Below are 13,876 nucleotides of genomic sequence, written 5' to 3'. Positions count from 1 at the left end.
CTGGAGAAATTAATAACTCGATGCCTGACTATGTTATTAATCGTGCAATGCAAATTTTAAATGATGACGGAAAAGCACTTCGTAACGCAAAAGTACTATTACTAGGCGTAGCTTATAAAAAAGATATCGATGACATGCGCGAATCTCCATCATTGAAATTAATTGAGTTATTAATCCAACAAGGTGCAGATTTCAAAACAGTCGATCCACATGTAGAAAAATTCAGAGTGAACGGCGAAACACTAGAAACTACTGAATTAACAGATGAATTATTGGAAGAGGTAGATATCGTTATTTTAGCGACAGACCATACAACATTTGACTATGCGAATATCGCGCAAAAATCAAAAGTAGTTTTTGATACGCGTAATGCATTCAAAGGTATTGAAATGCCAAATCGTTATATTAAATTATAAAATATCATCACTGTTTTAAAAAACTGATGGATTTTATTCAAGTTGTATCCAGTATACTACTGATTAACTTTGCTGATGCATCCTTACATAAGTGAAGAGGAACTTGAGGAAGTTTGTAATGTAATTAAAGAATTTATAATTTAATTTCAGCGAAAGTAACTGGCCGCTGGAAGTGGCTGTGTCACTTCCAGCGGATTTTTTTCATTTTCGTGTTGAGATAGGTACATTCAAGATTAATATTATGTCTTTTTCATTAAAGAATTCATTAGATGATAGAAAAATAGTTGAATAATTATTTATGATAGGATTAATGCCCAAAAGGAGTAAGGTAGGTGGGTGAAAAGCAAAATGAAAAATAGGAGTTTAATCATATTTCTTCTATGCATCACACTGATTTTATTAAGCATAATTTATTTTCCAAGATCACTTTTAATTGATTTTTTATTTTATGAAGATGAAGTAAAACATTCCGACTTAATAATTCTTAATAGTGGAAACTCAGAGAGAATGAAAAAAGTGGCTGAATTATATCATTCAGGATATGCGGATAAGGTCTTGTTAACGAATGCGCTCTCATCAGATAGTACAATCGAATATGCAGAATCGTTTGGTATCTCCCGTAACGATATATTAACAGAGAATGCGGCAACGAGTACATATGAAAGTGCACATTATACAAAGGAGATTTTGTTGGATCATGAATATAAGTCCGCAATAGTGGTAACAAGTAATTTCCATATGAGAAGAACCAGGTTGGCTTATGAGCGAGTTTACCATGATACCAATGTTAATTTTATTTATGTACCATTCAATCATGAATCTATAACGAGAGATAGTTGGAAAGAAAATGAAGAATTATTCATGAAAGAATATAAGAATCTAATTGGAGGATATTTCTTATATTTTGACGGAGTGATTACACCGGTAAGGGAATGGTTTGAAGATGAATGATTTATATGAAATCATGTCTAGTCTAGTTTGTCTAGTGAAGGGATAGGTTTTATCACTTCGCACGTCTATCTTTGATTTTGATATTACTATGGATTTATTTCGTAAGGGGATTCTAGTTTAACGTTTACATGTACCAAAGGGTGATTTAGTAATAAATTTACACTGTTTGTCCAAATTAAATTACTAATAATAGAACCTAATTAGAAAGAGGAGGAAATAAAAGTGAAGATAGATCCTAAATTAATTGAAATTTTGAAAAAGAAAGAAACTCAGGAAATGTTAGTGAAAGTTGGAACGGAGGTCCTCCCAGAAGCTATTAAAGGGGTTCCTGCTTTTGCCAGAGGAGGTGCAAGTAAAGTTAAGGATACCTTTGCTCTAAGTAAAGATAGAATTAATAAAGGATATGAGTCGTTAAACCATGAAAAAATATTCTATAAGAAAATTAAAGAAAAAGTCATACCTTTTCCTTCGAATTATAATAGGAATCATTTAAAACAATTTGTGAGTCAATCCTCTACCTATATTAAACAAAGGTCTCTAACTGAGGACTCCACAAAGAAAAAATTTGTGAAGTACAATAATCTGCATAGATTACTTGAAGTAACGATTCAAAATAAAGATTATGAAGAATATTTGAAGATTTATATCGGTAACCTTGAGAGTAACTATTTTGTGGATAGTAAAAAACTCAGAGATGATTTTCACAGTATCGTGCATGATTATAGAAAAGTGGTTTTTTTTCTTTTTAATGTACTGGATGGGAAAAAGAGTGAAGAGGAAATTATGAGGGAATTAGCAAAAGAAAAACCAATTACCAATATCTAAATATAAGAAATTCATATTAAAATCGCATCTCTGTGTTAGGAAAAATTCTACACTATTCTTACAATTCATATGTAACAGGTAATGATAAAAAATCGCTCACTTAATGAAAGGGGACGTTATTGTACCCTAGCATTAGTAATAACTTTTGAAGCGACAAAACACATCGATTAAATTGCTGATGTTTTTCCATTATTATAAATTAAGGGTTTTTACAAATCATCTCGTCTATAGGACTATCTTACACTCCCATTTCTTTAAGAAGATTCTCTAAATCCTCATCCCAGGAGAATTAGAAGAGAAGTTCACCCCCGAAACAGATCAATCAGGTCAGGAAATTGTTAAACCTTATGCAATAGGTGGCATTATGGCTTCAGTTTCATTTCTTGAAGGCAATATAAATGAATTGTTCGAGAAAATAGTTGATAAACCCAATGACTTTACGACTCTAATGTAACCGTCAAGTAGAATTGAACACTTTTTGCTAATTTAGATTGAACACTTTTGCCTAAAACAAATTCTGCCGGTTTTTCATCCGATAACTGTCTCCATTCATGTGTACTACCTTCACACGATGTAAAAGGTGATCTAAAATTGCCGTGGTAATTCCTTCATCTCCCATTAACTCTCCCCATTGATCAGGACTCTTATTAGAAGTTAAAATAATAGAACTTTGTTCATAAAGATGATTGATCATTTGGAAGAACAGATTTGCCTCTCGTTGATCCATAGCCATGTACATTAAATCATCAATAATAACTAAATCAGAAGCTCTTAATCGTTTCATCTGCACCTGTGATTTATGTGCAAATTCTTCGGTTTTAAGTAATTGAATTAATTCTCCCATTGTCACAAAGTACACTTGAAACCCTTTATTAATCGCCTCGATGCCTAAGCCTACGGCTAAGTGTGTTTTTCCTACACCTGGTGGTCCTAATAAGATCAAATTATACTGTTGTTCAAGCCAATTTATTTCTTGTAGTTGAGTAAGTTGGCGTTCACTTAAAGAATTTTGTGCTTCAATACTAAATTCCAGCAGGGTTTTTTGATAAGGAAATCGTGCCCATTTCAATCTTCTTTCCACACTTTTTTCGTCTCTTTTCTTTAATTCAAAGTTGGTAATGGCCTCTAGGAATTCTAAATAGGTCCATGAGGATTTTTCAGCTTCGCGAAGGAGCTGTGGTAGCTCCTCTGCTGTTTCAGCTAATCGTAATTGTTTGAAATGGCTCTGAATTTCTTTTACCGTATGATTCATGAAACATCGCCTCCTAAAATGCTTGTGTAAGTACTTAAAGGGCGTGTTTCAACTGGTATATCTGCTTTATTAATCGGCCGGCTCTCGCCTGCTATAGAAAATAATGGTTCCTGCTGGGATTGTTTTTTTAAGTAATGTACAACGTCTTTAAAATCATTCGCGCTATATATGTTTTCTTGGATGCATTTCTCAAGTGCTTTATCTAACCAGGTTGAATCATTTATCGAAACTAAACGAAAAATTTCTAAATGATCCCTACGATAACGCGGGTATTTCTCCAGCACTTTCTCTATGTACACTTTAGCTGCCTCTTCATTTTCAAATGCTGATAAAAGCCCATTTTTTAATGCCTCGATACCTTTAGAACGATCCCTACCATGATTTCTATTCTTTATGAGAATACCTTTCTCCTTGCTGACCGCGTGTTTGGCAATGACTTCACCATTCTTACTATTTCTGATAATTAACTGCCTGTCATTTGAACCGGTTATTTCAATGAATACCTGATTATTTCCTTTTGCTTTGTAAGTACCTATCGGTACAGAGTATCGATTAGACTCAAACCTAACCGTATTGTCCTTCATTACATTTCTTGATATACTTGACTCATTCATACTTTCTATTGAAAGTAGGCTAGAGACCGGTTGTAAGTGTTGCTTTTCGAGGAGAAGCACTTCTGCAGGTCTTTTTTTAGTTGTATAATGGACATTGTGATTTCCAGTACGTTTAAGCCACTGAAGGGCTCGTTCATTCCAGTCATCAATATCTTTAAAAACTCGACTATCTGCGAAGTTTCCTTTGATAAACTTGACGACATTTTCAATCATTCCTTTTGATTCAGGGTCTGCCTTACGACATAGATGAACCCGAAAATTTCGTTCTTTCACATACGACTGAAAATCGGTAGTCAAAATTAAATCACCAGCGTTCTCGCTAACTGAGAGTAAGTGATCCTGGTCGTATACTATTTCGTTTGGCATTCCCCCATAAAAATGAAAGGCTTTTTCGTGGCAGCGAATCGCATCTCTTGTTGTAAATGGACGAACTTGCCATTCCATATATTTATGACGTGAATGTGCCAAAACAAACGCGATAAAGTAAAGTTTTATTTCTCTTTTACTCACTGTCTTCTGCTTTGTTTCTCCCCAGTCAACTTGCATCTGTTTCCCCATAGGCTGTTGTTGTACTGCCTCATACTGCCTTATTTGAGTCGTCTTTTCAATTTGATATTTCTCTCTCACTTCTTGAACATATAATCGAACCGTACTGTCCCCTATTTCTAGATTTGGAAACTTTTCTAATAACCAATCTTTAATCTGAGCCGCGCTTAAGTGTGGATACTCCTCAAGCCAGGCAACTATCCAATCCAGATGCACATCTAATTTCTTCTTCCTTGTTTTACATTCTTCAAATTGGTGTAAAGCCTCTTCAAAGCTCATCTCCAAATATTTATAGACCGTCGTTCGAGATATTTTAAATTGTTTTGCGATTTGAGAAACTGTTAAGTTTCTTTTGGCGAGTTGATGAATTTCTAAATAAAGCACTAATTTCCCCTCCACTTGTCTGACCCCCAATAAACGAATATATCTAGTTTACTGAAAATCTATTAGATTAGCGAAAGTGTTCAATGTTATTTAGCAGAAACTGTTCATTTTATTTTAGCGTTTACATCTAACTGAAGAATGCAAACAAGAGATAATTGTATGGTGGAATAAAAACAAATCAAGAAGGGATTTATCAATTATTGCAAAATATCAGGAATTATTAATACTATGTGGAAAGAAAAAAATCAAAGGACATAATGAACTGTTCAAAAATGTTAATTTACTAATCGGATTAAGAAATGATCTTATACACTATAAACCAGAATAGAATACTACAGAATCTGAGATTGATGATATCCCTGTGTCTCCAAAGAAATTTCAGGATGAACTTCGAGGTAAAATAAAACCAAGTAAGTTTTTTGAATTCACAAGTAATCCATTCTATCCAGATAAGTGTCTAGGATACGGGGGGACAAAGTGGGCAGTATCCACTTCTTTTGAATTTGCTACTGAGGTTTATCGTTTGCTTAACATTAAGCCGGACTATTCTCATATTATAAAAGATTTATCAGAATTAACAACTTCAAAGTAAATAACATTTGGCTCATCTTCATTCAAGGAGGAGGGCTATTTTTTATTATACTTTAGAAGCCATTTGATATAATTTTATTGAGAAAACAGCATTCGGAGGAAGTATTAAATGAAAATAAAATTAGATGCACAACTACATGTTGCAAGAAATGGCATTTTGGACTTGTCCAAAATAAAACCAGTTCAAAACCAAGAATACATGGCTAAACCTAAATATGGATTCTGGACCACAACTTACATTAATAAAAAAGTGGGATCGTATTTTTCTAAAGATTTTACGATGGATGATGGAGAGTGGTACAAACTAGAGCCGGAGGAAGCTGAGATATTTGTCGTGGAGACAGGAAAAGATATAGATACGTTGCTATCAAATTATAGCCGATCAAATTTCTTAGAAGATAATACATTTATAGATTTTGAAAAACTTACTGAAGACTTTGATACATTGCACCTACTGAAGAGTTGTTTTGATAAGGGGTCACCTGTTAAAGAACTTCTCTTATATGATCAAACTTTAAATATACATAATTCTGATTTTCATCCTTTCCATCAATGGTGGACTGAAAGTACACTGTGGTTTAAGCCCAGATTTAATAGTTGCGAAAAAATAAATAAATAACTGTAAGAAAACGAAACAGACTCATCTCCATTAAGGGGTGGGCCGTTTTTTTGCGTTCTGCAGAGTGAGTTTCCTATTAAGCTAGTGACTAATAGTTAGAAAAATAAGGAATGGGGAAGAAGGGTAGGAAATATCGCATTATATACATAGTAGAAATTCAGATATTTTAATCTATATCTTGTGTATTTTTATCCATTCAGCCTCACGGCGTCGCTCGCACATCGAGGGGTATTGTTTTTGGATGAACTTGGTCATTTTCCAAGACGGCCCGCTGTCATCGCCTGTTGATCAGCAATTGGCTTGCCCTCCGTGACTGGCAGGTGAAGCATATTATTCCGGGGCACCATGGAGGGGAGCTAGTACCGCATGAAATGGGAAAATGGGGAGCGATGCCTATTATTGAAGAAGATAATACGGTTGTGTATCCCAAGTTGGAATGAAAAGCGTTCAAGTGTTAGAAATAAACTTACTATAATTCCCTATACTAACAAGTACTTCTGATGTGGTATATTTGTCCTATAACAAAACTAATTTCGATAGTCGAAATAATTAGTCCTTCGTGTCACTAAAGATATAGATATTCCGTGCCAAATGGCTATATCACATTACTAATTAATCAAATATTCATAATATATTTACTATTTAAATTTCCTTTGTTATTCTATTAACGATTCTAAGAATAAGAAGGAGTAGATACGTATTGAAGAAAAAAATCGTTAGTACAATTGGAATTTTAGGATTATGTACAAGCTTGGCTTTCCCTGCTTATGCGGCGGATACTGTAAATCAAGAACCGCATCATCATGAGTACTCAATCTCTGGTTTTATTAGTCATACTGAACTGCAAAAAAGCCTCAAACAGATCGAAAAATCAAGTAATGGGGTTGTGCAGGTAGAGGTCGTTGGGCAATCACATAAAGGGTTGGATATTTACACGGCAAAAGTTGGGACAGGTGACAAAGTTATTCTTATTCAAAGTGAAATTCATGGAAACGAAAAAACAGGTACGGTCGCTGTTTTAAATCTATTAAAAAACCTTTCCGCAAATTCAAAAGAAGCGAAGAAAATACGGGAAGAAGTCACCCTTGTGATCATGCCAATGATGAACCCGGATGCATCCGAAGGGGATAAACGCCGCAATAGTATGACGTGGGATGAAGTGGTGAACGATTTCCCGCAACTAGCAAGTGCTAAACCTTCTTGGAACTATTTAGACCGAGGAATCAGTCAAAGCTATAACTACGGTGAAAACCCAGGTTTCGATGTAAATAGAGATTTTAATCCAAATCTCAACTATGTCCCAACGGCACAAGATTTCCCTGGAGCATCTAATAAGCCTGGTTGGTTTATCACACCTGAATCGCAAACTTCTCGTGACGTATACAAAGCATTAAAAGCGGAATATGGAAATGTCGATGTCTTCGTGGATCTACATCATCAAGGTATGTACTATGTGGACGGCACCTCGGATGAAGTAACCCTGTCACTATCCGCACAGTTTGTTCCAGATCCGAACACGCCTGAAGGAGCAAAATATGCCGAGTACGCTGAAAACTACAACTATGATTTTTCAAGACAATTGAACGTTGCAGCTTATAACGAACTTCAATCTTATGGAAACTCTAAGTTTACGAATATATCACTATATTCTCAAGGACTTGATCTCCCGGGTACAGCACTTGGAAGTTATGCACTGAATGGAAGCGGAACGGTGCTTTTTGAGGTAAGAGGCCAGACACAAATGATGGGACAAAAGGAAAAAGGACAACTTGTTAAATCGGTTGAACGTGGACTCGAAGCAATTATCAAAGGAGTCGCAGATGGATCTGTTGAAACATTGAATCCGGAAGATTATGAGAACATTCCACTGACATCTAGTAGACCTTCTTGATGTTTTGAAGCGTTCCTGTGTTAGAAACGGGTTGCATTATGTTCACTAACATACTTTCATTAATGTGCACTCTTGCGAATAGTGTCTACTAATATCTAAACATATATCATCCTTAGCGAATAAAAAAGCACTTTTCACTAATATAAAAGTGAAAAGTGCTTTCGTTTAATCGTTCGCATCATTCATTAAATCGTTTATTGAACCCTCATCCTACGTTTCCGCATCCTCGTTTTCTACAATTTCCTCCACATCCTTTGCATTTACTTCGCTCTCAACATCTACACCGTTTTCTCCGTCATCTTCTATCACTGAATCATTTACTTCAATTTCCTCCTTTGTTGTTTGCAGAACGTGCTGGAAAAGAATACGGAGTAGATGCCAGGGATATTTTGAATACGGAAAGTTCAGCTTCCTACAAGAAGTATATGTCGTTAAAGAGGAAGAAGAGTGGAGGATACTGTGGGATTATAATTAATATAATTAGAAAGCGAGCCCTCATGTTAGAGAACATACTTTTGTTAGAACCCTAGTTTAATAGAAAAGTTATTGCCACTTCTCTCAATTTGAGAAGTGGTATTTTTCGTATAAAAAATAGTAAATGGTATTTTAATTACTTAATTTTTCAAAAAACACTTTGACAATACAATATAATTGTCTTACAATAAAATTTATAGAAAATTGTAATTATTAAACTTACTAGAAGGGTGGAATTTGTATGACAATGAGAAAGAGGAAAGCACCAAAAGGCATTTTAGGATTTCCAGTTGCACCAATGGATGTGGAAGGGAAACTAGATTTAGATGCATTAGGAAAGAATATTGAGTTTTTAATAGAAGGTGGTTTAAGTTCTATATTCGTTGCATGTGGAGCTGGTGAGTTGCATGCAATTAGCAATGAAGAATATAGGTCTATGGTTGAAGTTGCCGTGAAGAAGACGCAAGGGAAAGTACCGATTTATACGGGAGTAGGTGGCAATATTTCCAATGCTTTAGAACAAGCAAAAATTTCGGAAGAGCTAGGAGCAGAAGGTTACTTAATATTACCGCCATATTTAATAGATCCTTCACAGGACGGAATTTACGATTATTTAAAAACTATTATCCAAAGCACGGATTTGAATGCAATCGTCTACCAAAGGGATAATTGTATTCTAGATTCGAAGACACTGATCAAACTATGTGAATTTCCACAACTTGTAGGATTCAAAGATGGGGTTGGAAATATGGAGAATAATACGGAATTTACTCATCTAATCGGAGATCGTTTGGAGTGGGTGAACGGAATGCCATTAGCAGAAGTGACAATGGCTGCTTATGTGAACTTAGGGTACACATCGTATTCATCTGCCATTTCCAACTACATACCACATATTTCTGCTATGTACTATGAAGCATTATTAAATGGGAATAAAGAAGTTGCACATGAATTGCATGAAGACGTTATTTTGCCTATACATCGAATTCGTAAACAGAAAAAGGGCTATGCAGTTTCGCTTATAAAAGCGGGTATGCAAATTGTTGGTCTGCCAGTGACAACGAATGTTAGGGCACCAATTGCTCCTGTTGAAAAAGAACATTATGACCAACTGAAGAAAATTATTGACCATGCATTGGAAAAATACCCAGTTCCATCAAGAGTAATATAATAGGAGGTTCATTTTAATGACAACCATAACTAAAACAAAAACATACCTAAATTATATAAATGGTGAATGGATTGTGTCAGAATCTGGTGAAACAGCTGAAAGTAAAAATCCTGCGAACAAAGATGAAGTGGTTGGCCTTTATCAATTATCTTCAAGTAAAGACTTTAACCAAGCGGCAACTTCTGCAAGAAAAGCGCAAAAAGCATGGCGTAAACTTGCTGGAAATGTCAGAGGGGATTATTTACTAAAAGCTGCCGCTATCTTGGAAGAACGGATTGAAGACATTGCAACTGCTATGACGAAAGAAATGGGTAAGACATTTGCAGAGGCAAAAGGAGAAACTGCACGTGGTGTAGCGATTTTACGTTATTATGCAGGAGAAGGAATGCGACCAGTAGGTGATGTAATTCCTTCTACTGATAGCGACGCACTTATGTTCACAACTAGGGTACCACTTGGTGTTGTTGGTGTTATTACACCTTGGAACTTTCCGGTAGCTATTCCGATGTGGAAGATGGCACCAGCACTTATTTATGGGAATGCAGTTGTTATTAAACCTGCTAGTGAGACAGCTATTACTTGTGCAAAAGTGATTGAGTGTTTGCATGATGCAGGAATACCAGCGGGTGTTATAAACATGGTAACGGGATCAGGTTCTCTTATTGGAACGGAAATGGTCAATCATCCTGAAATAGATGCGATTACATTCACAGGCTCTAACACTGTAGGGAAACAGCTCGCACAAACTGCTATTTCGAGAGGTATTAAATATCAACTTGAAATGGGAGGAAAAAATCCAGTGATCGTTGCGAATGATGCAGATCTGGATTTGGCTGTAGAAGCAACGATTAGTGGTGGATTAAAATCATCAGGTCAAAAATGTACAGCTACTAGCAGGGTTATTGTACAACAAGAAGTTTATGACCAGTTTAAAGAAAAGCTATTAGAGAAAGTGGCAGCTATTACAGTTGGTGATGGCATGGAAGAAGGAACTTGGATGGGGCCATCCGCAAGTGAAAATCAGTTGAATACTGTACTTTCAGCTATTGCAAAAGGCAAATCAGAAGGGGCAAACCTACTTTTTGGTGGAGAAAAAGTAGAAAAAGAAGGATTGAATGGGTATTACGTTGAACCGACTGTGTTCGAAAATGTATCATCCACTATGACACTTGCACGGGAAGAAATCTTTGGACCAGTTCTTGCACTTATGAAAGTAAAGACAATTGAAGAAGCATTAGAATTGGCAAATGACTCGGAATACGGATTAAGTGCTTCTATTTTTACAACAAAAATTAGTAATATGCTTTCATTTATTAATGAAATGGATGCAGGATTAGTACGTATAAACGCAGAAAGTGCTGGTGTTGAATTGCAAGCTCCATTTGGTGGCATGAAACAATCCAGTTCTCATTCACGTGAACAAGGCCAAGCTGCAAAAGAGTTTTACACAGCTATTAAGACAGTGTTTGTTAAATAAAATGTAAGCGCTACAATGGAGGTATAATGATGAGTTATGAAGAAAAGTTAGAAAGTAAAGGCTATAAACTTTCTACACAAGCAAATAAGCGTATATTCGAGGCAGGAGTAAGAACTGGAAATTTGATATTTGTAAGTGGTAATGCAGCGAAAGTAGAAGGTGTATTAAAATACAAAGGGATTGTAGGTGATACAGTTTCATTGGAGGAGGCCCAGGATGCAGCTAAAATTGCTTTCGTGAATTGTTTAGCAACAGTTCGAAATATGATAGGTAGTCTGGACTCTATGATAAGAATTGTTAATATTAAAGGTTATGTCGCAAGTACGTCTAACTTCACTGACCAGCCAAAAGTGATGGATGAAGTATCTGCATTGGCGATAGAAGTATTCGGTGAAGTAGGAAAACATAGTAGGGTTTCACTTGGAGCATCTTCTCTTCCTGAAGGAACACCAGTAGAAGTGGAAATTATTGTGGAAGTTTAATGATTGATAAAAATATAAATTACTAGAATAGGAGAGTTGGTTGATGAAAGATATGAACGAACTACCATTAGGTATCAAACAATTATTTACCAGTATTACTTATTTGAAGGAAGGAGAAAGAGTACTAATCATTACGGATGATGATAAGAGAGAAATTGGTGAATTTGTTTATAAGTATGCGAAACAATTTTTTGAAACTTCCATGATTGTTATGCCTCCAACTGAAGGTCATGGGGCAGAGCCGACAGAGGCTGTTACTGCCGCGCTAAATAATTGTGATGTTGCGTTTGGTGCGACTACCTATTCTTTATACCATACAAAAGCACGTTTAAATGCAAGTAAAAATGGAAGATTGCGTTGGATTGGACTTCAAGATTATGCGCTTCATATGTTCGAAACAGGCGGATTAACTGCAGACTTTGATGAAGTTACACGAGTTGTCAATCGAGTTGCTCCTTTTTACAAAGGTAATACATTTACACTTACCGCTCCAGGTGGGACTCATATGGTATGTAGCATAGAAGGACGGGAACCAGTGCTGGATCATGGAACAGCAACTGTGCCTGGTTCTGCTTCATTTCCTCCAAACGCAGAAGTTGCACTGGGGCCAGTTGAAGGAACTGCAAATGGTGTACTAGTTTTTGACGGAAGTATCCCACACCCATTGTTGAATCTAATAGAAGAACCTATTACATGCACAGTGAAGGATGGGTTCATCACGGAGATAAGCGGTGGACGTGAGGCTGATATTTTACGTAAGATGCTGGCAGACTTTAACGATCCAACTGTTTATAATATTGCAGAGCTTGGACTTGGGCTTAATAAAGAAAACTTCTTGTGCGGGCATATGGCACCGGATGAAGGGTCATTTGGAAATATTCATATTGGTATTGGAAAGAATTTAAACTTTGGTGGACATGTCGATTCACCTTTACATTTAGATATGATTATCAAAACGGTTACATGTAATATTGATGGAAGAGATATTATGAAAGACGGAGACTTACTAGTTTAAGATAGGGATGAGCAAAGAACTCTTGGTATTCTACTTACATTGCAAAATGTTAATTAGGTATACCAAGAGTCTGCTTTTAGAGAAATATATTTACCAATAAAGGTAAGCGCTTTCAAATATTTGTTTATTTAGAATATAAAGAACGAGGTGATTAAATGAAAAAGAAAAATAAAATCACAGCTATTCTACTATGTATTACATTGATGATGGTGATAGCTGGATGTTCGGCTTCAGCTAATGGAGAGATAAGTAGTAAGCGAATTATCAGTGTTGCAACAGTGCAGCCTGAGAGTCATGCAATCTATCTTGGATTAAAAGCATTTAAAGATTATGTAGAAGAAGAAATGGGAGATAAATTCGAAATTAGACTTTTTACTAACGGTGTAATTGGTGGAAATTCGGAAGCACTTGAATTGTTACAAATGGGATCACTCGATTTGGTTGCTACGAGCGGAAGTAACTTGGAAGCTTTTGCAAATGAGTATAAAATTTTTGGTTTGCCCTATTTATTCAACGACGAAGCAAGCTTTCGTAAAGTAATGAACGACGAAGAATTTACGGATGTGATTTATAATTCGACAGCTGACAAAGGAATTCAAGGTGTGGCTTGGTTTTCTAATGGAGTGAATAATTTTTATGCTTCAAAGAAAATTGAAACTCCAGAAGACTTGAAGGGATTGAAGATTCGTGTTCAGTCGAGTGAAGCAAACGTCAAACTTGTACAAGGATTTGACGCGGCAGCTGTTGTCATGGCTTATGGTGAAGTATATACAGCATTACAGAACGGTGTAATTGATGCTGGAACTAATCCTGAGATGGCGCTCGTTGATATGAAGCACGGGGAAGTTGCAAAATACTATTCACGAACAGAACATCAGATATTTACTGATATGCTTGTTGCAAATACAGACTTTTTAGATTCACTTACAGTAGAAGAAAGACAGATTTTCCAAGAAGGGTTTAAATTGAGCAGTCAAGTCTCAAATGAAGCATGGGACAAACGTATTTCTGAGGTTACAAAGGAAGCAACGGAGATGGGAGTAGAATTCATCACAGTTGATAAACAATTATTCGAAGAAATGCAAAAACCAGTAAAAGAGGCATTATTGGTCTCCAATCCAGAATTGCAGGCACTTTATGAGAAGATTCAACAAATCCAGAACTAAAT

Annotated in this window: 14 protein-coding genes; 12 read left to right on the top strand and 2 right to left on the bottom strand. The window is 36.0% G+C overall.

From position 1 onward, the window contains the following. From FG382_RS15015 to FG382_RS15005, 3 genes are all read left to right on the top strand, one after another. Positions 1 to 416, top strand: a 416-nt coding sequence (locus FG382_RS15015; protein ID WP_280525889.1) for a UDP binding domain-containing protein, incomplete at its 5' end; no start/stop codon positions are given. A 348-nt stretch (positions 417 to 764) separates the two neighbouring features. Then, positions 765 to 1,367, top strand: coding sequence for a YdcF family protein (locus FG382_RS15010; RefSeq protein WP_142539705.1), 603 nt, complete (start codon positions 765 to 767; stop codon positions 1,365 to 1,367). A 222-nt stretch (positions 1,368 to 1,589) separates the two neighbouring features. Then, the gene (locus tag FG382_RS15005) at positions 1,590 to 2,192 is read left to right on the top strand and encodes a hypothetical protein (RefSeq protein WP_142539704.1); all 603 of its coding nucleotides are present in this window, start codon (positions 1,590 to 1,592) and stop codon (positions 2,190 to 2,192) included. 505 nt (positions 2,193 to 2,697) lie between these two features. Here the strand turns inward: FG382_RS15005 and istB are convergent. Together istB and istA are read right to left on the bottom strand one after the other, a co-directional pair. After that, the gene (gene istB / locus FG382_RS15000; protein WP_142539703.1) at positions 2,698 to 3,444 is read right to left on the bottom strand and encodes an IS21-like element helper ATPase IstB; all 747 of its coding nucleotides are present in this window, start codon (positions 3,442 to 3,444) and stop codon (positions 2,698 to 2,700) included. Continuing rightward, positions 3,441 to 4,988, bottom strand: coding sequence for an IS21 family transposase (gene istA, locus FG382_RS14995; protein ID WP_229677304.1), 1,548 nt, complete (start codon positions 4,986 to 4,988; stop codon positions 3,441 to 3,443). Before istA ends, istB begins: the two co-directional genes overlap by 4 nt. Before the next feature lie 361 nt (positions 4,989 to 5,349). Between istA and FG382_RS23015 the strand changes: the two genes are divergently transcribed. The 9 genes from FG382_RS23015 (at position 5,350) to FG382_RS14955 (ending at position 13,874) form a co-directional block, all read left to right on the top strand. Further along, positions 5,350 to 5,580, top strand: coding sequence for a hypothetical protein (locus tag FG382_RS23015; RefSeq protein ID WP_211356406.1), 231 nt, complete (start codon positions 5,350 to 5,352; stop codon positions 5,578 to 5,580). Between the two features lie 108 nt (positions 5,581 to 5,688). Further along, the gene (locus FG382_RS14990; protein WP_142539701.1) at positions 5,689 to 6,198 is read left to right on the top strand and encodes a hypothetical protein; all 510 of its coding nucleotides are present in this window, start codon (positions 5,689 to 5,691) and stop codon (positions 6,196 to 6,198) included. A 284-nt stretch (positions 6,199 to 6,482) separates the two neighbouring features. Beyond that, a complete protein-coding gene (locus FG382_RS23010) occupies positions 6,483 to 6,638 on the top strand; it encodes a hypothetical protein (RefSeq protein ID WP_211356405.1) in 156 nt (51 codons plus the stop codon). Positions 6,639 to 6,898: 260 nt separating this feature from the next. Then, positions 6,899 to 8,089 (top strand): M14 family zinc carboxypeptidase, encoded by a 1,191-nt coding sequence (locus FG382_RS14980; protein WP_142539699.1) that lies wholly within the window; start codon positions 6,899 to 6,901, stop codon positions 8,087 to 8,089. A gap of 721 nt (positions 8,090 to 8,810) precedes the next feature. Further along, positions 8,811 to 9,734 carry a 5-dehydro-4-deoxyglucarate dehydratase gene (kdgD, locus tag FG382_RS14975; RefSeq protein WP_229677303.1) on the top strand — a complete coding sequence of 308 codons (924 nt, stop codon included), beginning with the start codon at positions 8,811 to 8,813 and terminating at the stop codon, positions 9,732 to 9,734. Positions 9,735 to 9,750: 16 nt separating this feature from the next. Then, complete coding sequence (gene gucD / locus FG382_RS14970; protein ID WP_142539697.1) at positions 9,751 to 11,211, top strand: alpha-ketoglutaric semialdehyde dehydrogenase GucD; 1,461 nt, start codon at positions 9,751 to 9,753, stop codon at positions 11,209 to 11,211. A 29-nt stretch (positions 11,212 to 11,240) separates the two neighbouring features. Next, a complete protein-coding gene (locus tag FG382_RS14965; protein WP_170206541.1) occupies positions 11,241 to 11,693 on the top strand; it encodes a RidA family protein in 453 nt (150 codons plus the stop codon). A 43-nt stretch (positions 11,694 to 11,736) separates the two neighbouring features. Further along, positions 11,737 to 12,708: an aminopeptidase gene (locus tag FG382_RS14960; protein ID WP_142539695.1), complete on the top strand. Its 972-nt coding sequence runs from the start codon at positions 11,737 to 11,739 to the stop codon at positions 12,706 to 12,708. Between the two features lie 155 nt (positions 12,709 to 12,863). Continuing rightward, complete coding sequence (locus FG382_RS14955; protein ID WP_142539694.1) at positions 12,864 to 13,874, top strand: TRAP transporter substrate-binding protein; 1,011 nt, start codon at positions 12,864 to 12,866, stop codon at positions 13,872 to 13,874. The last annotated feature ends 2 nt before the right edge of the window (positions 13,875 to 13,876 follow it).

Source organism: Psychrobacillus lasiicapitis (assembly GCF_006861795.1).
GTDB lineage: Bacteria > Bacillota > Bacilli > Bacillales_A > Planococcaceae > Psychrobacillus > Psychrobacillus lasiicapitis.
The sequence above is the reverse complement of the archived record's forward strand: the minus strand, read 5'-3'. Positions and strand labels throughout refer to the sequence as shown.